Raw genomic sequence first — 19597 nt, 5'->3', positions numbered from 1 at the left:
GCGGATGTCAGGCGTCGCCCGCCAGCACCTGGGCGATATGCAGCACGCGCGTGCTGCTGTCGCCGGTGCGGCGCAGGCGGCCTTCGATATTGAGGATGCAGCCCAGGTCGCCCAGCACCACCGTATCGGCGCCGCTGGCCTTGATGTTGGCGCACTTCTCGTCGACGATCGCGGTCGAGATATTGCCGTACTTGACCGAGAAGGTGCCGCCAAAACCGCAGCAGGCTTCGCAATCCTTCATTTCGGTCAGCTGCACGCCCGGCAGCCGCGACAACAGCTCGCGCGGCTGCTGCTTGACGCCCAGCTCGCGCAGGCCGGAACAGGAATCGTGATAGGTGACATGGCCCGAGAACGACGACGGCAGCGTCTGCACCCTGGCCACGTTGACCAGGAAATCCGTCAGCTCGAACACGCGTTCGCGCAGGCGCTCGTAGCGGCCGTTGAGTTCGGGATCGTTGTGCAGCAGGTCGCCGTAGTGCTGGCGGATCATGCCGCCGCAGCTGCCCGACGGCACCACGATGTAGTCGAACATCTCGAACTCGCGCAGGAATTTCTCCGCCAGGTCGCGCGACACCGCGCGCTCGCCCGAGTTGTAGGCCGGCTGGCCGCAGCAGGTCTGCGCCTCGGGCACCATGACCTCGTAGCCGGCGGCTTCCAGCAGCTTGAGCACCGAAAACCCGATTTCCGGACGCATCAGGTCCACCAGACAGGTGGCGAACAGACCAACTCGCATTGTCGACTTCTCCAGACCCGAAACCCCGCAATTATGCGCGTTTGCGTCGCGCGTGGCGCACAAACCGTTCAGCAAGGGCGTGAATCCGGTGCAATGCACATCACTTCCGGTGAGCAACATCACCAGCCGTTTCTTACGGTAATGTCATTTCACCTATTGAAATTTTCACAATGTGAGATAGAATCGGGCAGACGCTTAAAAATGCCGCAAGCAACATTTCTCTTTTTTCCATCTATGTCCGACGCAGACAAGTCACCCGGCAAGACGTCCATCCAGGTCATCGAGCGCATGATGACCCTGCTGGACGCGCTCGCGCAGCACGCCGACCCGGTCAGCCTGAAAGAGCTGTCACTGGCCACGGGGCTGCATCCCTCCACCGCCCACCGCATCCTCAACGACATGGTGGCCTGCCGCTTTGTCGACCGTTCCGATCCCGGCAGCTACCGGCTCGGCATGCGGCTGCTGGAACTGGGCAACCTGGTCAAGGCACGCCTGTCCGTGCGCGACGCGGCGCTGGCGCCGATGCGCGCGCTGCACCGCGTCACCGGCCAGACCGTGAACCTGTCGGTGCGCCAGGGCGACGAGATCGTCTACATCGAGCGCGCCTACAGCGAGCGCTCGGGCATGCAGGTGGTGCGCGCCATCGGCGGCCGCGCGCCGCTGCACCTGACCTCGGTCGGCAAGCTGTTCCTGGCAGCGGACGAAGCCGCGCGCGTACGCAACTACGCCACCCGCACCGGGCTGGCCGGACATACCCGCACCTCGATCACCGACCTGACCAAGCTCGAGCGGGAGCTCAGCTGGGTGCGCTCCAACGGCTATGCGCGCGACAACGAAGAGCTGGAACTGGGCGTGCGCTGCATTGCCGCCGGCATCTATGACGACTCGCGCCGGCTGGTGGCCGGGCTGTCGCTGTCGGCACCGGCCGACCGGCTGCAGGACAGCTGGCTGCAAAACCTGAAGGACACGGCGCTGCAGATCTCGCGCGGCATGGGCTACGTGACCGAAGCCGCCGCCTGAAGGCCGAATCGCCAGCCGCCGCCAACGCGCGGGCTGCCATCATGGCAGTCCGCGCGTTTTGCTTTGGGACTGCGGTCGTCTCAATTCCATGGTTTACGCTTAGTTTTCAGATAACCAGCAAACCATATAATTGGCACCCATGCGAACCCGTGCCGTCACCCTCACCGAACAGGTCACCCGCCAGCTGCGCGCCGATATCGAAAGCGGCGCCTACCCGGTCGGCAGCCGGTTGCCGACCGGCAGGCAGCTGTCCGAGCAGTACGGCGTCAGCGCCGCGGTGATCCGCGAAGTCACCGAGCACCTGCGTTCGCAGGGCTTCGTCGAGTCACGCCAGGGCGTCGGCTGCACGGTGCGCTCGCGTACCGGCTCGGCGGGATTCCAGCTGCCGCGCGAACCCGATATCGACGCCAGCGGGCTGGCCGACCTGTACGACCTGCGCATCGACCTGGAAGGCGCCGCCGCGGCGCTGGCCGCCGTGCGCCGCACCGATGAGGACGTGGCCGCACTGAGTGCACTGCTGCAGCGGCTGCGCGCTCATCTCTATGACCCGCAGCCGGCCGCCGATATCGACGCCGCCTTCCATATCGGCATTGCCGCCGCCACGCACAACCCCTACTACCGCCAGCTGCTGCAGTACCTGAACCTGCAGCTGCACCAGGCCGTGGCCACCGCGCGCGCCAATACGCTGCGCCAGGCAGGCCTGGCCGAGACCGTGCATGCCGAGCATGAAGCGATCGTCGATGCCATCCGCCGTGGCGATGCCGCGGCAGCCCGCGCGGCCGCGGTGACGCACCTGCAATGCGCGGCGCGCCGGCTTGGCTTGGTGCTGCGCACGCGCGCCGATGAAGCGTCGACAGCGCGCGTAGCCAGCTCCCCTTCCCTTTCCTGAGACGACACCACCATCATGCAAACCGGCCAATTCGCCCAGCGGCTCACCGAGGCCCTCGGCGCCGACACCGTCCTGACCAACCCCGACGACATCGCCCCGTGGCTGTCCGACTGGCGCGGCATCTACCGCGGCCAGGCCCAGGCCGTGCTGCGGCCGCGCACCGTGGACGAAGTCTCGCGCGCCCTGGCGTTGTGCCAGCAGGCCGCGGTGCCGGTGGTGCCGCGCGGCGGCAATACCGGCCTGTGCGGCGGCGCCACGCCCGATGCGCAGGCGCAGAACGTGGTGCTGAGCCTGGACCGCATGAACGCGGTGCGCTCGCTCGACACCATCGCCAACACCATGGTTGCAGAGGCCGGCTGCATCCTCGGCAACCTGCGCCGCGCGGCGCAAGACGCCAACCGGCTGCTGCCGCTGTCGCTGGCCGCCGAAGACTCATGCCAGATCGGCGGCAACCTTGCGACCAATGCCGGCGGCGTGAACGTGGTGCGCTATGGCATGGCGCGCGAACTGGTGCTGGGCGTGGAAGCGGTGCTGCCCAACGGCGAGGTCTTCCATGGCCTGCGCACGCTGCGCAAGGACAATACCGGCTATGACCTGAAGCAGCTGCTGGTCGGCTCCGAAGGTACGCTCGGCGTAATCACCGCGGCCGCGCTGCGGCTGTTCCCGCGTACCGACACGCGCAGTGTGGTGCTGGCGGCGGTGGCCTCGCCGGCGCAGTCGCTGGCACTCTATGAACTGCTGTTTGAACAATGCGGCGCGCGCCTGCAGGCGTTCGAATTCTTTACCGGCGATTGCCTGGACTTGGTGCTCACGCACGCAGAGGGCGTGCAGGAGCCGTTCGCGCAACGCTACCCCGCCTACGTATTGGTGGAACTGGCCGACACCACGGACGAAGATGCGCTGAACGCGCTGCTCGAACGCGTTATCGGCGAAGCGCTGGAGCGCGAGCTGTGCCTCGATGCAGCCGTGTCTGCCTCGCTCGCACAATTGCAGGCGCTGTGGAAACTGCGTGAGGAAATCTCCGAGGCGCAGCGCGCCGACGGCCCGCACCTGAAGCACGACATCTCGCTCCCGATCGAGCAGATTCCGGCCTTCATGACCTCGATGGAAACGCGGCTGCGTGGGCTCGATCCCGCCATCCGGCCCTTTATCTTCGGGCACTTCGGCGACGGCAACCTGCACTACAACCTGTCGCGCCCGGCCGGCGCGCCCAAGGACTGGGCGGCCACGCAAGGCGATGCGGTGACCGACGCGGTGCTGGACGAAGTGATGCGCTACGGCGGCAGCATCAGCGCCGAGCATGGCATCGGCCAGCTCAAGCGCCATGCCTTCCTGACCATGAAGGACCCGCTGGAACTGCGGCTGATGCGCGAGATCAAGGCCGTGTTCGACCCGGCCGGGATCATGAACCCAGGCAAGCTGCTCTGACGGCCGCGGCCGCCAGAACGAAAAACGCGCCGTGGCACGGCGCGTTTTTTCCCGGTCAGGCGTTCCGTATCAGATGCCGCGCGACTGTTGCGAGGCCAGGATCGCGTGCGCGCCGCCCGGAGCCTGCGTCAGGTTCGGCGACGACGGGAAACCACGCTGCGGCGACGATGGCGACGGCGCATGCTCCAGCCAGTCCTTGACGCGGTTGGCATCGGCAAAGCGCGACAGCTTGCCGGCCGAGTCCAGGAACACCATCACCACGTTGCGGCCCTGGACCTTGGCCTGCATCACCAGGCACTGGCCGGCCTCGGAGATAAAGCCGGTCTTCTGCAGGCCGATCTCCCAGTTGCCGCCGCGCACCAGGCGGTTAGTGCTGACGTAGTGCTGGGTGCGGCCCAGCACGTTGACCTCATGCTCGGTCTGCGTCGAGAACTCGCGGATGGTCGGGTTGCGATACGCCGCGTTGACCATGCGCACCAGGTCCGTCGCGCTCGACACATTGCTGCTCGACAGCCCGCTGGAATCGACGAAGTGGCTGTCGTTCATGCCCAGCTCGCGGGCCTTGCGGTTCATCGCCTGGACAAAGGCCGGCAGGCCGCCCGGGTAGTTGCGGCCCAGCGCCGACGCGGCGCGGTTCTCGGACGACATCAGCGCCAGCAGCAGCAATTCCTGGCGCGTCAGCTGCGTACCAAAGCGCAGGCGCGAGCCGCTGTGCTTTTCGGTGTCGCGGTCTTCCTCGGAGATGGTCAGCACTTCGTCCATCGGCAGGCGGGCGTCCATCACCACCAGCGCGGTCATCAGCTTGGTGATCGAAGCGATCGGCAGCACCGCACTGGCGTTCTTCTGGAACAGCACCTCGTTGGAATTCTGGTCCATCACCAGTGCCACGCTGGAGCGCAGTGCCAGCGCGTCGTCAGTGTCACGCAAGCCCATGGCTTCGCCCAGCGACGGCTTGGCCGGGGTGAAGGCGGCGCGCACGGGTGCGGCACGCTGGGCTACGACGGTATGGCGCTTGCCATTTTTCAGCACCACCACTTTGCGTGTGCTGCTTGCTTCGCGCTTGGCGACCTTGCCGCTACGCGAGCTCTTGGCAACAATCTTCGAAGCACCCTTTTTCTCGGCGTTAACCGATTTTACCTGCTTTTTCGACGTTTTTTGGGTAGTTGCGGACTTGGTGGCCGCTTCGGCCACAGGTGCCGCGACCATCGACACCGATACCAGGACCGCGGTGGCAACAGCGGACAGGGGTGCGGAGCCGAAGAATCTGGAAAAAATGGAATCAGACCGGAACATGATTCGTTCAGCGCATAGGAATGGCGCTAGTGTAGGAAAGAAAGAAATTGTTAGCAAGATTAAAGACTTACAGACGCTCCTTAAAGTTCGATTTGCAAACATTTCCACATTGCGGAAAAAGCAACCAAAAGGTCACGTTTGCATGCGAACCGCCTCTGGCTTGCCCCAGGCGTACCCGGGTTCACCTTGCTGCCCCTTGGAACACTCCCAGCCAATACACGGACGTCGTCTTGTATATCGGCACTCATCGTTACACATTGATACAAACTTTTCTCAAACTTTGCTATGAGAGGAAACGCGCGAACCCGCTGACCGGCTCACGTTCCGTGGTCAGCTGGTTCTCGATCGCTTCCGGGTCGGCAAAACCCAGTGACATGCCGCATACCACCATTTCCTCCGGTGGCAGCCGCAGGTGGCTGCCAATAATCTTGTGGAACTGCGTGAACGCCGCCTGCGGACAGGTATCAAGCCCGCGCGCCCGGGCGGCGACCATGATGCTTTGCAGGAACATGCCGTAGTCCAGCCAGCTGCCCTGCTCCATGATGCGGTCGATGGTGAAGATCATCCCCACCGGCGCATCGAAGAAACGGAAATTGCGCGCGTGCTGCTCATGCATGCGCGCCTTGTCTTCGCGGCTGATCTCAAGCAGTCCGTACAGGTCCCAGCCCACCTTGCGCCGCCGCGACAAGTAGGGGTCGGCCCACTCGCGCGGGTAGTACGGATACTCTTCCAGGTACTTGCTGTCGCGCTCGGGGTCTTCGTAGGCGCCCAGCACATCGGCGCACAGCTTGGCCTTCGCCTCGCCGGACAGCACATAGACGCGCCACGGCTGCGTATTGGTGCCCGACGGCGCACGGCTGGCTACGGCCAGGATTTCCTCGACGGTCCGGCGCGGCACCTGCGTATCGAGAAAGGCCCGCACCGAACGCCGCGTCAGGATCGCGCGATCCACGCAGTCCACGGCATCCTGCGAACCGAATTGCACCTCGTGGGACATCTTGTTCATCTCCTGTTGCCCCGTTCCTACCCTTGCCCGCCCGTCACCGCGTCGGCCATCACCAACGGCAGCAGCGCCTCGCGCAGCGGCTCCGGCAACGGCACCGGCCGGCGCGTGGCGCGATCGACATAGACGTGGATGAAATGCCCCTGCGCGGCGGCAGTCTCGTTGTCGCCGCTGAACAGCCCGACCTCATAGCGCACGCTCGACGTGCCCAGTCTTGCCACGCGCAGGCCGGCCACCACGGTCTCGGGAAAGCTCAGCGACGAGAAGTAGTTGCACTGCGTCTCGATCACCAGCCCGATCGTGTCGCCCGACGTGACATCGAGCACGCCCTGCCGGATCAGGTAGGTATTCACCACGGTATCAAAGTAACTGTAGTAGACAACGTTGTTAACGTGGCCATAGACATCGTTATCCATCCAACGCGTGGTGATCGGCTGGAAGTACGGATAGGCACTGCGCGACTCGGCTTGCGGTTTCATGAGACGTGGACGGGACAGGATGGGATAGGAATATTCTGAAGTAGCCGCATACGCGACACTACCGGCGGATGACAAGTGCGACACCAAGCGCCGCGAGCACCATGCCGGCAGCGGCCAGCGGCGGAAAGCGCTCACCGAAGAGCAGCCACGCCATCACCGCGGTAGTGGGCGGCGTCAGGTACATCAGGCTCGACACCTTGGTGGCCGCGCCCCGCCGGATCAGCAGGAACAGCAGCGAGATGGCGCCGATCGACAGCGCCACCACCGACCACGCCATGGCACCAAGCATCGCGGCACTCCACTGCACCGCGCGGGTCTCGAACAGGAACATGAACGGCACGCACGCAAGTGCCGCCGCGGCGAACTGGATCACCGAGCCCATGCGCAGGTCGAACACCGGGCAGAAGTGCTTCTGGTAGACCGTGCCGACGGTGATGCTGAGCAAGGCGCCACCCGCCAGTGCCAGGCTTGCCGGCGTGAGTCCGCTGGCACCCAGCTTGTTGGCCACCACCAGCGCCACGCCAGCGATGCCGAGCAGCAGGCCCAGCCACGCGTGCGCGCCGATGCGCTCACCCATGCGCGTGGCGATCAGCGCGGTCAGGATCGGCTGCATGCCGACGATCAGCGCCGATACGCCGGCAGGCATGCCAAGCTTGATCGCAGCCCAGACGCCACCCAGGTAGCCCGTCTGCAGCAACAGCCCCGCTACGGCGATATGGCCGACCGCGGACCAGTCCGTTTGCGCCTTGCCCGGCAGGCGCGGCAGCGGCACGCGCGCCAGCAGCACGAATGGCACCATCAGCACCACCACGCCGGCAAAGCGCAGGAACAGGAAGGTCATCGGCTCCGCGTACGGCATGCCGTATTTGGCAACGATAAAGCCGGTGCTCCAGATCAGCACGAACAGCCACGGCATCGACGCCACCCACAGCGCGGCGCGGGCGCTTGACGCTGCTGCGCCGCCTTGCTCCATCACGCCGCTCATGTGGCCAGCAGCGCCTGTGCATGGCGCGCGTGATATTGTGCGGCCACGCTTACCGTCTGCGCGTGGACCGCAACCGTGTCCTCGATCTGGTTGCCGTAGCCGCCCGCCATCGCCACCGCCACCGGCAACTGGCGTGCATGCGCGGCATCGAACACCAGCCGGTCGCGCCGTGCCAGGCCCGCCAGGGTCAGCCTGAGCCGCCCGAGGCGATCGCCCTCATGCGGATCGGCGCCGGCCAGGTAGATGATCAGCTCGGGATCGAAGCGGCTGAACAGCGTGTCCAGCGCCGCCTGCAGCGCCTGCGCATAGGTGTCGTCGTCGCAGCCGTCCGGCAGGCCGACGTCCAGGTCGCTGGCCTCTTTGCGGAACGGATAGTTCTTCTCGCCATGCAGCGACAACGTGAACACGGACGGATCGCCTTGCAGGATCGACGCGGTACCGTTGCCCTGGTGCACATCCAGGTCGACCACGGCCACGCGGCGCACGGCGCCATCGCGCTGCAGCACGCGCGCCGCAATCGCGGCATCGTTGAACACACAGAAGCCGCCGCCCTTGTCGGCATACGCATGGTGGGTGCCGCCCGCCAGGTTCACGGCAATGCCTTCGCGCAGCGCCGTCCGGCAGGCCTCGATGGTGGCGCCTGCGGAGCGCCGCGAGCGTTCCACCATGGCCTCGGACCACGGGAAGCCGATCTCGCGCCGGCGCGCCGCGTCGAGGGTGCCGGCTGACGCGGCCTGCACGTACCCGGGCGTGTGCGCCAGCAACAAGGCATCGTCGCCCGCGCGCGGCGCCTCAACCAGGCGCAGCCCCGGCACCTGCGCCGCGACGGCATCGCGCAGCATGCTGTACTTGCGCATCGGGAAACGGTGCCCGGGTGGCAGTGGCAGCACAAAATGGTCGGCATAGAAAGCGAGCATGGAAGTGGCCTGGGCGGTTCTGTTCACGTCTTTGTTGGTTCCCGGCGCGGCCATCCGTGCGGGCGCGGGCAATCCGCGATGGTAGCACCCCTGCATGGCCCTCGCCGGAGCGCCCCGGAGTGGCGTCACAGCCGCTCCCGTGTATCGCCAGCAACGTTGTTTGTGCATTGCACAAAATCCACTTGACATTGGATCTGGCGCCCCTAAAATAGGAATTGTTGCGGCGCACCAAATAAGAAATGCGCCTTGACCCACCCACACGCCTGGGCTGGCCGAATCGGGCACAACACCGTCACGGCCCTGACATCTAGGCGGCTTAATTTGCTAGACCTTGAAGTTCACCACTGGAGACCAGCAATGATCCTCACCCCGGAACAAGTTGCAGCAGCGCAAAAGGCCAACCTCGAAACGCTGTTCGGCCTGACCACCAAGGCGTTTGAAGGCGTCGAAAAGCTCGTCGAGCTGAACCTGCAGGTCGTCAAGACTTCGTTCGCAGAAGGCGTTGACAACGCCAAGAAGGCGCTGTCGGCCAAGGACGCACAGGAACTGCTGGCCATCCAGGCCGCAGCCGTGCAGCCGGTTGCCGAAAAGACCCTGGCCTACACCCGCCACCTGTATGAAATCGCTTCGGAAACCCAGAGCGAGTTCACCAAGGTAGCCGAGGCTCAACTGGCCGAAGGCTCGAAGAACGTGCAAGCGCTGGTCGAGAACCTCGCCAAGAACGCCCCGGCCGGTTCGGAATCGACCGTGGCCATCGTGAAGTCGGCGATCTCCGCTGCCAACAACGCCTACGAGTCGGTGCAGAAGGCGACCAAGCAAGCGGTCGAAATCGCTGAAACCAACTTCCAGGCTGCGGCTACGGCTGCCACCAAGGCTGCCCAGCAAGCCAGCGCCACGGCCCGTACGGCCACGGCAAAGAAGACGACGGCTGCCTGATAACTGCCTGCGTTGAAGATGGACCGGCTGCGGCCGGTCCGTTGGCAAAGCATATCGACGCCTGGCGTTTGCGGTGTGTTTTGCCAACGATGAAGGTAGTGCCCTGACTGAGTTGCATCGGTGCTGCCTTGTCCGCCGATGTCTCCTCGGTACCGCGGTCTCCTTGTCCAAAGGTATCGTTAAACCCGACCTCTACAGGTCGGGCTTTTTTTTTGCTCTTCACCTTTCCATCAGGTTGGTCCCGGTGAACAGCGGCCGTGGGCCCCGAGCATGCATGCCGGCCTATTCTCCGATGCGCACAGGAATTCGCCGCCGCCCGAACTGACGCTCAAAATTCCCGAAACGTCCCGCAATCTGTGCAAAGCAGTCTGGGCAAGTTCCCGTGGGAGTCAGGCGATAGCTTTCGATCGCGTGCCAGTCGCGCACGATGAGCTGCGCGCGGCAAGCGGGGCAATGGGTGGTGGCACCGGCGGTGTCGTGCACGTTGCCGGTGTAGACGTAATGCAGTCCCTCCGCCAGCGCGTGCTTGCGGGCGCGCGCAAGGGTGGAACATGGTGTCGGCGGCACGTCGCGCATCTTGTAGTCCGGATGGAATGCGGTGAAGTGCAGCGGCACGTCGGGACCAAGCTCCCTGGCGATCCACCGGGCCTCGGCGCGAATCTCGTCATCGCTGTCGTTCTTGCCGGGAATGAGCAGCGTCGTGATCTCGAGCCAGACATCGGTTTCGTGCTTCAGGTACTGGAGCGTCTCCAGTACCGGCTGCAGGTGCGCCCCGGTGAAGGCAACATAGAACGCGTCGCTGAAGCCTTTCAGGTCGACGTTTGCCGCATCCATCCTGGCGTAGAAATCACGCCGCGCCTCGGCGCCCATATATCCTGCGGTCACCGCCACCGTCCTGATGCCCAGTTGGTGGCAGGCATCGGCTACGTCCATGGCGTACTCGGCGAAGATCACCGGGTCGTTGTAGGTGAAGGCCACGCTTTTGCAACCGTGCGCCGCCGCCGATGCGGCGATCGCTTCGGGCATGGCCGCATCGGCCAGGGTCTCCATCTCGCGCGATTTACTGATATCCCAGTTCTGGCAGAACTTGCAGGCCAGATTGCAGCCGGCTGTGCCGAACGACAGGACGGCGGAGCCCGGGTAGAAGTGGTTGAGCGGCTTCTTTTCGATCGGGTCGATGCAGAAGCCCGACGAGCGGCCATAGGCGGTCAGCACCATCCGATCGCCGACCCGCTGGCGCACGAAGCAAGCGCCGCGCTGCTCGCCATGCAGGCGGCAGTGGCGCGGGCACAGGTCGCATTGCATGCGGCCGTCATCCAGGAAATGCCAGTAGCGGCCGGCATAGCTCCCTGAACCGGGCACATCCTTCATGAATGGTCCTTGTGCGGCTTGCTGATCACGGTTACCGACAATACATCCAGGTCGAAGAACGGGCTGTCAGCCGGAGGCGGGGGCAATCCGGCACCCCATCCGGCGATGGCATGCTTGATGTACTCTGCCATCTGCTCGTCGGCAACGTCCCTGGGCTGGTCGATCATCACGACATAGCGGCGAGTGCTCATGGCAGATCCTTTATGGCGCCCATGACAGGCAACCATGGTGGCATCACGAACGTATCCGGTGTCATCAATGCCGGCGACCCCATTCACGCGACGTCTAGCGATAGACCAGCACCGGAATCTTGCTGTGGGTCAGTACCTTCAGGGTTTCGCTGCCGATCAACAGCGCCTTCACACCCCGGCGCCCATGAGACGCCATGACAATCAGGTCACAATCGTTTTCTTCTGCAGCCTTGATGATGGCATCGTAGGGATGATCGTCGACCACGCTGCTGGTGTCGCAGGGCACGCCTGCCGCGGCGGCCTCTCGCGCGATGCCGTCGAGGTATTTCGATGCGTCCTCGAGGACAGCCTCTTCGAACTGCTCTCGCGTGTCGGTGAGCATTTCGGTGTGGTAAGTCGTGACGTGGAAATCCGGGCAGGCGCGCAGCGCCGTAATGCTGGCCTGCGTCTCCTGCGCGAACTCCAGTGCCTTGCGAAAGGCCGCTTCGGCCAGAGCGGAGCCATCTACCGCAACAAGAAGATGCCTGAACACGTCGTGCCTCCTTGTCAGCTGAACGGTAGCCACCGGGGGCCACCGGATCCCGCCAGCAGACATCCGGCAGCGATCGGCCGCGCGCGAATATGCAGCGCCGGCCTCGGTCGCCTTGGGGTGCATGGCGGCTGAATTCAGTATAGGCAGCGAAGGTCTTGCACCGCTCCTGTCGCAATCTGCACCTTGGCTGCCGACGCGAGCGGTACTGGCAGGCAGACCTCGCGGACGCCGGCAAATTATGGCGGTTAATTGCATAATTGGCAATGAAAAAGCCCGCCTGGGCAGGCGGGCTTTCTCGCTTGCAGCGAACGGCGCTCAGCGCTTGCGCGGCGGCGGCACGTCAGTACACGTGCCTTCATAGATCTCCGCCGCCATGCCGATCGATTCACCCAGCGTCGGGTGCGGATGGATGGTCTTGCCGATATCCACCGCATCGGCGCCCATCTCGATCGCCAGGCAGACCTCGCTGATCAGGTCGCCTGCATGCGTGCCGACGATGCCGCCGCCGATCACGCGATGGGTTTCCTCGTCGAAGATCAGCTTGGTGAAGCCTTCGTCGCGGCCGTTGGCGATGGCGCGGCCCGATGCCGCCCAGGGGAACACGCCCTTGCTGTACTTGATCCCCTTCTCCTTGCACTCGTCTTCGGTCAGGCCGGCCCAGGCCACTTCCGGATCGGTGAAGGCCACCGACGGGATCTGCTTGGCATCGAAGTAAGCCTTCTCGCCATGCGCGGCCTCAGCGGCAACGTGGGCTTCATGCACCGCCTTGTGCGCCAGCATCGGCTGGCCGACGATATCGCCGATCGCAAAGATATGCGGCACATTGGTGCGCATCTGCTTGTCGACGTTGATAAAGCCGCGCTCGCTCACGGCCACGCCGGCCTTCTCTGCGCTGATGCGCTTGCCGTTGGGCGAGCGGCCCACCGACACCAGCACCAGGTCGTAGCGCTGTGGCTCGGCCGGCGCGGCCTCGCCTTCGAACTTGACGTAGATGCCGTCCGGTTTGGCTTCCACGCCGACGGTTTTGGTCTTCAGCATGACCTTGCCGAAGCGGTCCTTGTTCTTCTTTTCCCAGACCTTGACCAGGTCGCGGTCAGCACCGTTCATCAGGCCGTCGAGCATTTCCACGACATCGATGTCGGCACCCAGCGTGCTGTACACCGTGGCCATTTCCAGGCCGATGATGCCGCCGCCGATGACCAGCATCTTGTTGGGCACTTCGGGCAGCTCCAGCGCGCCGGTCGAGTCGACGATGCGCGGATCTTCCGGGATGAACGGCAGTTTCACCGCCTGGCTGCCGGCAGCGATGATGGCCTTCTCGAAGCGGATCACGGTCTTCTTGCCGGTGCTGCGCTTGCCCTCGCCTTCGGTCAGCTCGACCTCCATGTGATGCGGGTCGAGGAAGTTGCCGATGCCGCGCACCACCTGCACCTTGCGCGCCTTGGCCATGCCGGCCAGGCCGCCGGTGAGCTTGCCGACCACCTGGTTCTTGTAGTGGCGCAGGCCGTCCAGGTCGATCTTGGCTTCGCCGAACAGGATGCCGTGGGCGGCCAGCGCCTTGGCTTCGTCGATCACGGCGGCGTTGTGCAGCAGCGCCTTGGACGGGATGCAGCCCACGTTCAGGCAGACGCCGCCAAGCGTGCTGTAGCGCTCCACCAGCACGGTATTCATGCCCAGGTCTGCGGCGCGGAAGGCGGCCGAGTAGCCGCCGGGGCCGGCGCCCAGCACCAGCGTCTCGCACTGGATATCGGCGCCACCGCTGTGGCTGGCGGCAGCAGGAGCCGGTGCCGGAGCCGCCGCCGCGGGTGCGGGTGCGGGAGCCTGCGCCGGTGCCGGAGCTTGCGCGGGCGCCGGGGCGGCCGCGGCCTGCTGGGCCTCGATGGTGCAGATCACCGCGCCCTGGCCGACCTTGTCGCCGACCTTGACCTTGACCTCAACCACCTTGCCGGCGGCCGACGACGGCACGTCCATGCTGGCCTTGTCGGATTCCAGCACGATCAGGGACTGTTCCACCTCGACCGTGTCGCCGGCCTTGACCAGCACCTCGATCACTTCCACCGCGTCGAAATCGCCGATATCCGGCACCTTGACTTCGATCACACTCATGTTTGCTCCTCTATGCGCGCCCGCCTCTCGGCTTCAGGGCGCGCCGTCGTTGTTGGTTGCCGCGCTGTCGGGTGCCGTACTGCCGGTTGCCGGATTGCCGCCCGAGGCACCGCCAGCCGCCGGCGCCGGTGCGGCGTCACCCTCGTGCAGCCGCACGGTGTGCACCTCGATCGGCCCCGCCGAACTCTTGTCGAACTCCACGCCCGCATCGACGCCGATGCGCGCGATCTCGCCCGCATCCAGGTCCGGCCGGTCATAGACCGCATGCATCGCGCCCAGCGCGTAGTTGCGGCCCGAGCCGATACCCCAGAAGCGGTCGAACGAAAACACCTCGCGGTACGAGTAGACGCCGAAGATGCCCGCCGGATTGGCGATCAGGCATACGATCTGCGACGACTCGTAGGGATCGTCCTCGTCTTCCTTGGTGTTGACGAAGTAGTCCGACTTCAGCTTCTCATGCACCTTCAGGAAGGTGCGGAACACGTCATCGCGCGAGCCCAGCCGGCACTCTTCGCCAAGCCCCGCCAGCAGCGTGCGCATGACCGGGAAGTGCGCGGTGGTCCCGGCCAGCGCGATGAAGCCGTCGCCTACCGGGAACACCTTCTGGTTGCGCTCGTAGGCGCGCGACAGGCGCGTGTCGCCAAAGGTCACCAGCGCGTCTGCCGCGATGGCCACCTCGGCGCCCTTCCTGACGACCACGCAGGTAGTCATGGCTCGCTCCCGGTTGCGCGTGGTGCGCCGGGCAGGCCAGGCCGTCGGCCTGGCCTGCACGGCGCAACCCCGCTTACAGCAGGATGCGGCGGAAATCCGCCAGCAGTTGCCCGAAGTACGTGTTGAAGCGCGCCGCTTCGGCACCGTCGATGACGCGGTGGTCCCACGACAGCGACAGCGGCAGCGTCAGGCGCGGCGCGAACTGCTTGCCGTCCCACACGGGCTTCTGGTACGACTTGCACACGCCCATGATGGCCACTTCCGGCGCGTTGATGATCGGCGTGAAGTATGTGCCGCCGAGGCCGCCCAGCGAAGAGATCGAGAAGCAGCCGCCCTGCATCTGGTCCGGCTTGAGCTTGCCGTCGCGGGCCAGCTTGGCGAGCTCGCTCATTTCCTGGCTGATCTCCAGCACGCCCTTCTTGTCGGCGTCCTTGATCACCGGCACGACCAGGCCGTTCGGGGTGTCGGCGGCAAAACCGATGTTGAAGTACTTCTTCAGCACCAGGTTGTCACCATCGAGCGACGCGTTGAAGTTCGGGAACTTCTTCAGCGCCGCCACCGTGGCCTTGATCATGAACGCCAGCATCGTCACCTTGATGCCGGACTTCTCGTTTTCCTTGTTCAGCTGCAGGCGGAAGGCTTCCAGCTCGGTGATGTCCGCTTCGTCATGGTTGGTGACGTGCGGGATCATGACCCAGTTGCGGTGCAGGTTGGCACCCGAGATCTTCTTGATGCGCGACAGCGCCTTGCTTTCGACCTCGCCGAAGCGGGTGAAATCGACCTTCGGCCACGGCAGCAGGCCGAGCTCGCCACCACCGGCGCCAGCCGCGGCGGCCTGTGCGGGCGCGGCGGCCTGGCCGCTCATCACGCCCTTGACGTAGCCCTGCACGTCTTCCTGGGTGATACGGCCCTTGGGGCCGGTGCCCGGCACGCGCGACACGTCCACGCCCAGCTCGCGTGCGAACTTGCGCACCGAGGGGCTGGCGTGGGCGGCCTTGCCGGTTACGCCAGCGGCGGCCGGCGCGGCAGCAGGTGCTGCGGCCGGTGCCGGGGCGGCGGCTGCGGGGGCCGGTGCCGGTGCCGGTGCGGGCGCGCTGGCAGCCGGGGCCGGAGCCGGAGCCGCGGCGGCAGCTGCCGGGGCGGCGGCTGCGGCGGCGCCTTCCAGGATCAGCAGCAGCGTGCCTTCGGCGACGTTGTCACCGACCTTGACCTTGACTTCCTTGACCACGCCGCCTTGCGGCGACGGCACGTCCATGGTGGCCTTGTCGGACTCCAGCGTCACCACGGCGTCTTCGGCGTTGATGGTGTCGCCCGCCTTGACGTGGACTTCGATGACCGGCACGGCGTCGTAGTCGCCGATATCGGGCACCTTGACTTCGATGGTGCCGCCACCGCCAGCGGCCGGGGCCGCGGCTGGGGCTGCTGCGGGGGCAGGAGCCGGTGCGGGGGCTGCGGCGGCCGGCGCCGGTGCTGCGGCAGCAGGGGCAGGTGCGGCGGCGGCGGGCTCGTTGGCCGCCTCCAGCATCACCAGCACCGAGCCTTCGGACACGTTGTCGCCCACCTTGATGCGGACGTCCTTGACCACGCCGGCCTGCGGCGAGGGCACGTCCATGGTGGCCTTGTCCGATTCCAGCGTCACCAGCGCGTCTTCCGCGTTGATGCTGTCGCCGGGTTTCACATGCACTTCGATGACGGGAACGGCGTCATAGTCGCCGATATCCGGCACCTTGATTTCAATCGCTTGACTCATTCAGTGTCTCCTGGGCAGGCCGGCACGCGCGACATCCGCAAGCGGCGAGATTACCTTCGCCGCCCGCTTCTGTCACGCCGCCATGCCGCAAGGCGCCGTCCGGGCTCTGGCCGGGGCGCCCGCGGCACGGCGTTGCCGTACTGCGGGGGTTGGTGCTGGCTGCCGGATCAGACCGACATCGGGTTGGGCTTGTTCGGGTCGAGGTTGTACTTCTTGATGGCCTCGGCAACCTTGTCGCGGCCGATCGCACCCTCGTCGGCCAGCGCCTTGAGCGCGGCCAGCGTGACCCAGTAGCGATCCACTTCAAAGAAGTGGCGCAGCTTCTCGCGCGTGTCCGAGCGGCCGAAGCCGTCGGTGCCCAGCACCACGTAGCGGCGCGGCACGAACGGACGGATCTGCTCGGCAAACGCACGCACGTAGTCGGTGGAGGCGATCACCGGGCCGCGGGCCGACTTCAGGCTCTTGGCCACGTGCGATTCGCGCGGGGTCTCGGTCGGGTGCAGCAGGTTGAAGCGCTCGACGTCGTGGCCTTCGCGGGCCAGTTCGGTGAAGCTCGGGCAGCCCCACAGGTCCGACTCCACGCCCCAGTCCTTCTTGAGCAGGTCGGCAGCGGCGATCACCTCGCGGAAGATCGTGCCCGAGCCCAGCAGCTGCACGCGCGGCGCGTTGCTGTTCTCGACACCCTTGCGGAACTGGTACATGCCCTTGACGATGTCCTGCTCCACGCCAGCCGGCATTTCCGGATGCTCGTAGTTCTCGTTCATCACCGTCAGGTAGTAGTAGACGTCTTCCTGCTCGGCGTACATGCGGCGCAGGCCGTCCTGCATGACCACCGCCAGTTCGTACTGGAAGGTCGGGTCGTACGAGATGCAGTTCGGGATCGCGGCGTGGAACACGTGCGAGTGGCCGTCTTCATGCTGCAGGCCTTCGCCGTTCAGCGTGGTGCGGCCGGCGGTGCCGCCCAGCAGGAAGCCGCGCGAGCGCATGTCGGCAGCGGCCCAGCACAGGTCGCCGATACGCTGGATGCCGAACATCGAGTAGTAGATGTAGAACGGGATCATCTGCACGCCGTGCGTCGAGTACGACGTGGCGGCCGCGATCCAGTCGCACATGGCGCCGGCTTCGTTGATGCCCTCCTGCAGCACCTGGCCAGTCTGCGATTCCTTGTAGAACATCAGCTGGTCATGGTCTTCCGGCACGTACTTCTGGCCTTCCTGGTTCCAGATGCCGACCTGGCGGAACAGGCCTTCCATGCCGAAGGTGCGCGACTCGTCCGGCACGATGGGCACCACGTGCTTGCCGATCTGCTTGTCTTTCAGCAGCGTGTTCAGGATCCGCACGAAGGCCATGGTGGTGGACACTTCGCGGCCTTCGCCGGTGGCCTTCAGCAGCGCGTCGAACGCGGACAGCTGCGGGACCGGCAGCGCTTCGGCCTTCTGGCGGCGGGCCGGCAGGTAGCCGCCCAGGTTCTGCCGCGCCTGGCGCATGTATTCCAGTTCCTTCGAACCTTCCGGGAAGGTGATGTACGGCACCTCTTCGAGCTGGTCGTCGGCAACGGGAAGATTGAACTGGTCGCGGAACTTGCGGATCGCGTCCACCGGCATCTTCTTCTGCTGGTGGGCCACGTTCATGGCCTGGCCGGCGTCGCCCATGCCATAGCCCTTGATGGTCTTGGCCAGGATCAGCGTGGGCTGGCCCTTGTGCTCGCTGGCGGCCTTGTAGGCGGCGTAGATCTTGTGCGGATCGTGGCCGCCGCGGTTCAGGCGCCAGATGTCGTCGTCGGACCAGTCGGCCACCATCGCCTTCAGCTCAGGCGTGTTGAAGAAGTGCTCGCGGACATAGGCGCCGTCCTTGGCCTTCATGGTCTGGTACTCGCCGTCGACGCATTCCATCATGCGCTTCATCAGCAGGCCCTTGGTGTCGCGCGCCAGCAGCGAATCCCACTTGCTGCCCCACACCACCTTGATCACGTTCCAGCCGGCACCGCGGAATTCGGATTCCAGTTCCTGGATGATCTTGCCGTTGCCGCGCACCGGGCCATCCAGGCGCTGGAGGTTGCAGTTGATGACGAAGACCAGGTTGTCGAGCTTCTCGCGGCCGGCCATGCCGATCGCACCCAGCGATTCCGGCTCGTCGGTCTCGCCGTCGCCCAGGAAGGCCCAGACCTTGCGGTCGCCGGCCTTGGCCAGGCCGCGGCTGTCCAGGTACTTCATGAAGCGGGCCTGGTAGATGGCCATGATCGGGCCCAGGCCCATCGACACCGTCGGGAACTGCCAGAAGTCCGGCATCAGCCACGGGTGCGGGTAGGACGAGATGCCCTTGCCGTCCACCTCCTGGCGGAAGTTGTCGAGCTGGTCCTGGGTCAGGCGGCCGAGCAGGAAGGCGCGCGAATACACGCCCGGAGCCGAGTGGCCCTGCACGAACACCAGGTCGCCGCCGCCGGCTTCCGACGGGGCGCGCCAGAAGTGGTTGTAGCCGACGTCATACAGCGTGGCCGCCGAGGCGAACGACGAGATGTGGCCGCCGACGTTGGTGTGCTTGTTGGCGCGCAGCACCATCGCCATGGCGTTCCAGCGGGTGTACGAGCGGATCCGGTGCTCGATGTCCTGGTCGCCGGGGATGCGGGCCTGCTGCTCGACCGGAATCGTGTTGATGTACTGCGTCTCGGCGTGGAACGGCTGGGTCACGCCGTTCACGCGTGCGTATTCGATCTGCTTGTCGATCAGGAAAGCGGCGCGCGCCGGACCTTCGGCGGCCAGGACGCCCTGCAGGGCGTCGAGCCATTCATGGGTTTCCTGGGGATCGGCGTCGTTGGCGCTCGAGGCGCCGAGAATCTGCTCTGGTACGGCGGACATGACTGTCTCCTGGGTGAATTCTTTGCATCCGCGCCCGCGCTGGCAGCGCCCGGACACGACTTTACGTATGACTCGCACCGACTTGCGGATCCGGCACCATGCCGCCTTGCATCGGGGCCGCCGCCGGGAAACCTGTTCCGGTTTCTCCGCGCGGCAGGCGCATGGCTGCCGCCCGCATTCTTGGGTCGAACCGATTCTATGGAAGCCCAAAGTCCAGCACAAGTGAAATTTTCAAATTGCGGTATCGTTTTTTATAATGTGGAATTATGCGGCGGCGCACCAAGAATCACTGCCCGGCTGCCCCGCCATGCGCCATAAGCCTACCCGCCCCGGCCGCAGCAGCAATGTTTTCATTGGCGCTTTCCCCAAGCGACGCACCGCAATAATCTCGGTACACT

General features: G+C 65.4%; 17 protein-coding genes. 4 read left to right on the top strand and 13 right to left on the bottom strand.

Annotated features, from left to right (window positions below):
- Positions 1-7 precede the first annotated feature (7 nt).
- Positions 8-733 carry a (Fe-S)-binding protein gene (locus tag AC3WRI_RS10435; RefSeq protein WP_011615043.1) on the bottom strand — a complete coding sequence of 242 codons (726 nt, stop codon included), beginning with the start codon at positions 731-733 and terminating at the stop codon, positions 8-10.
- 234 nt (positions 734-967) lie between these two features.
- Here AC3WRI_RS10435 and AC3WRI_RS10430 point away from each other — a divergent pair, with 234 nt between their 5' ends.
- The 3 genes from AC3WRI_RS10430 to AC3WRI_RS10420 all read left to right on the top strand — a co-directional run bounded on the left by AC3WRI_RS10430 (position 968) and on the right by AC3WRI_RS10420 (position 4070).
- On the top strand, positions 968-1753 hold the full coding sequence (locus tag AC3WRI_RS10430; protein ID WP_013956405.1) for an IclR family transcriptional regulator: 786 nt from the start codon (positions 968-970) through the stop codon (positions 1751-1753).
- A gap of 139 nt (positions 1754-1892) precedes the next feature.
- Complete coding sequence (locus AC3WRI_RS10425; protein WP_011615041.1) at positions 1893-2642, top strand: FadR/GntR family transcriptional regulator; 750 nt, start codon at positions 1893-1895, stop codon at positions 2640-2642.
- A 15-nt stretch (positions 2643-2657) separates the two neighbouring features.
- Complete coding sequence (locus tag AC3WRI_RS10420; RefSeq protein WP_011615040.1) at positions 2658-4070, top strand: FAD-binding oxidoreductase; 1413 nt, start codon at positions 2658-2660, stop codon at positions 4068-4070.
- Positions 4071-4139: 69 nt separating this feature from the next.
- On the opposite strand, the gene pbpG is transcribed toward AC3WRI_RS10420, so the two are convergent.
- From pbpG to AC3WRI_RS10395, 5 genes are all read right to left on the bottom strand, one after another.
- On the bottom strand, positions 4140-5363 hold the full coding sequence (pbpG, locus tag AC3WRI_RS10415; RefSeq protein ID WP_136227756.1) for a D-alanyl-D-alanine endopeptidase: 1224 nt from the start codon (positions 5361-5363) through the stop codon (positions 4140-4142).
- 283 nt (positions 5364-5646) lie between these two features.
- Positions 5647-6369 (bottom strand): nitroreductase, encoded by a 723-nt coding sequence (locus AC3WRI_RS10410; protein WP_081050391.1) that lies wholly within the window; start codon positions 6367-6369, stop codon positions 5647-5649.
- 17 nt (positions 6370-6386) lie between these two features.
- Entirely contained in the window at positions 6387-6845 is a 459-nt protein-coding gene (locus tag AC3WRI_RS10405) for an acyl-CoA thioesterase (RefSeq protein ID WP_011615037.1), read from the bottom strand.
- Positions 6846-6903: 58 nt separating this feature from the next.
- A complete protein-coding gene (locus tag AC3WRI_RS10400; protein WP_492293298.1) occupies positions 6904-7821 on the bottom strand; it encodes a DMT family transporter in 918 nt (305 codons plus the stop codon).
- Positions 7822-7826: 5 nt separating this feature from the next.
- Complete coding sequence (locus AC3WRI_RS10395; protein WP_492293288.1) at positions 7827-8747, bottom strand: histone deacetylase family protein; 921 nt, start codon at positions 8745-8747, stop codon at positions 7827-7829.
- A gap of 357 nt (positions 8748-9104) precedes the next feature.
- Here AC3WRI_RS10395 and phaP1 point away from each other — a divergent pair, with 357 nt between their 5' ends.
- A complete protein-coding gene (phaP1, locus tag AC3WRI_RS10390) occupies positions 9105-9683 on the top strand; it encodes a TIGR01841 family phasin PhaP1 (protein ID WP_011615034.1) in 579 nt (192 codons plus the stop codon).
- 282 nt (positions 9684-9965) lie between these two features.
- On the opposite strand, the gene amrS is transcribed toward phaP1, so the two are convergent.
- The 7 genes from amrS to aceE all read right to left on the bottom strand — a co-directional run bounded on the left by amrS (position 9966) and on the right by aceE (position 19199).
- On the bottom strand, positions 9966-11054 hold the full coding sequence (gene amrS, locus AC3WRI_RS10385; protein WP_058696844.1) for an AmmeMemoRadiSam system radical SAM enzyme: 1089 nt from the start codon (positions 11052-11054) through the stop codon (positions 9966-9968).
- Positions 11051-11245 carry a hypothetical protein gene (locus tag AC3WRI_RS10380; protein ID WP_011615032.1) on the bottom strand — a complete coding sequence of 65 codons (195 nt, stop codon included), beginning with the start codon at positions 11243-11245 and terminating at the stop codon, positions 11051-11053. The genes amrS and AC3WRI_RS10380 overlap by 4 nt, the downstream gene beginning before the upstream one ends.
- Positions 11246-11339: 94 nt before the next feature.
- Positions 11340-11777: a universal stress protein gene (locus tag AC3WRI_RS10375; RefSeq protein ID WP_011615031.1), complete on the bottom strand. Its 438-nt coding sequence runs from the start codon at positions 11775-11777 to the stop codon at positions 11340-11342.
- A gap of 315 nt (positions 11778-12092) precedes the next feature.
- Positions 12093-13883, bottom strand: coding sequence for a dihydrolipoyl dehydrogenase (gene lpdA / locus AC3WRI_RS10370; protein WP_492293286.1), 1791 nt, complete (start codon positions 13881-13883; stop codon positions 12093-12095).
- 33 nt (positions 13884-13916) lie between these two features.
- The gene (locus AC3WRI_RS10365) at positions 13917-14594 is read right to left on the bottom strand and encodes an Ntn hydrolase family protein (RefSeq protein WP_058696845.1); all 678 of its coding nucleotides are present in this window, start codon (positions 14592-14594) and stop codon (positions 13917-13919) included.
- Positions 14595-14667: 73 nt separating this feature from the next.
- On the bottom strand, positions 14668-16344 hold the full coding sequence (gene aceF / locus AC3WRI_RS10360; protein WP_058696846.1) for a dihydrolipoyllysine-residue acetyltransferase: 1677 nt from the start codon (positions 16342-16344) through the stop codon (positions 14668-14670).
- Positions 16345-16511: 167 nt separating this feature from the next.
- Positions 16512-19199: a pyruvate dehydrogenase (acetyl-transferring), homodimeric type gene (gene aceE / locus AC3WRI_RS10355; RefSeq protein ID WP_011615027.1), complete on the bottom strand. Its 2688-nt coding sequence runs from the start codon at positions 19197-19199 to the stop codon at positions 16512-16514.
- Positions 19200-19597 lie beyond the last annotated feature (398 nt).

The organism is Cupriavidus sp. FW305-27 (assembly GCF_058787995.1).
This window is presented reverse-complemented; position numbering and strand designations above follow the sequence as displayed.

What these genes read in the sequence shown, in the direction of transcription:
- AC3WRI_RS10435 (WP_011615043.1), bottom strand. Translation starts at nt 733, where the DNA reads ATGCGAGTTGGTCTGTTCGCCACCTGTCTGGTGGACCTGATGCGTCCG.
- AC3WRI_RS10430 (WP_013956405.1), top strand. Translation starts at nt 968, where the DNA reads ATGTCCGACGCAGACAAGTCACCCGGCAAGACGTCCATCCAGGTCATC.
- AC3WRI_RS10425 (WP_011615041.1), top strand. Translation starts at nt 1,893, where the DNA reads ATGCGAACCCGTGCCGTCACCCTCACCGAACAGGTCACCCGCCAGCTG.
- AC3WRI_RS10420 (WP_011615040.1), top strand. Translation starts at nt 2,658, where the DNA reads ATGCAAACCGGCCAATTCGCCCAGCGGCTCACCGAGGCCCTCGGCGCC.
- pbpG (WP_136227756.1), bottom strand. Translation starts at nt 5,363, where the DNA reads ATGTTCCGGTCTGATTCCATTTTTTCCAGATTCTTCGGCTCCGCACCC.
- AC3WRI_RS10410 (WP_081050391.1), bottom strand. Translation starts at nt 6,369, where the DNA reads ATGAACAAGATGTCCCACGAGGTGCAATTCGGTTCGCAGGATGCCGTG.
- AC3WRI_RS10405 (WP_011615037.1), bottom strand. Translation starts at nt 6,845, where the DNA reads ATGAAACCGCAAGCCGAGTCGCGCAGTGCCTATCCGTACTTCCAGCCG.
- AC3WRI_RS10395 (WP_492293288.1), bottom strand. Translation starts at nt 8,747, where the DNA reads ATGCTCGCTTTCTATGCCGACCATTTTGTGCTGCCACTGCCACCCGGG.
- phaP1 (WP_011615034.1), top strand. Translation starts at nt 9,105, where the DNA reads ATGATCCTCACCCCGGAACAAGTTGCAGCAGCGCAAAAGGCCAACCTC.
- amrS (WP_058696844.1), bottom strand. Translation starts at nt 11,054, where the DNA reads ATGAAGGATGTGCCCGGTTCAGGGAGCTATGCCGGCCGCTACTGGCAT.
- AC3WRI_RS10380 (WP_011615032.1), bottom strand. Translation starts at nt 11,245, where the DNA reads ATGAGCACTCGCCGCTATGTCGTGATGATCGACCAGCCCAGGGACGTT.
- lpdA (WP_492293286.1), bottom strand. Translation starts at nt 13,883, where the DNA reads ATGAGTGTGATCGAAGTCAAGGTGCCGGATATCGGCGATTTCGACGCG.
- AC3WRI_RS10365 (WP_058696845.1), bottom strand. Translation starts at nt 14,594, where the DNA reads ATGACTACCTGCGTGGTCGTCAGGAAGGGCGCCGAGGTGGCCATCGCG.
- aceF (WP_058696846.1), bottom strand. Translation starts at nt 16,344, where the DNA reads ATGAGTCAAGCGATTGAAATCAAGGTGCCGGATATCGGCGACTATGAC.
- aceE (WP_011615027.1), bottom strand. Translation starts at nt 19,199, where the DNA reads ATGTCCGCCGTACCAGAGCAGATTCTCGGCGCCTCGAGCGCCAACGAC.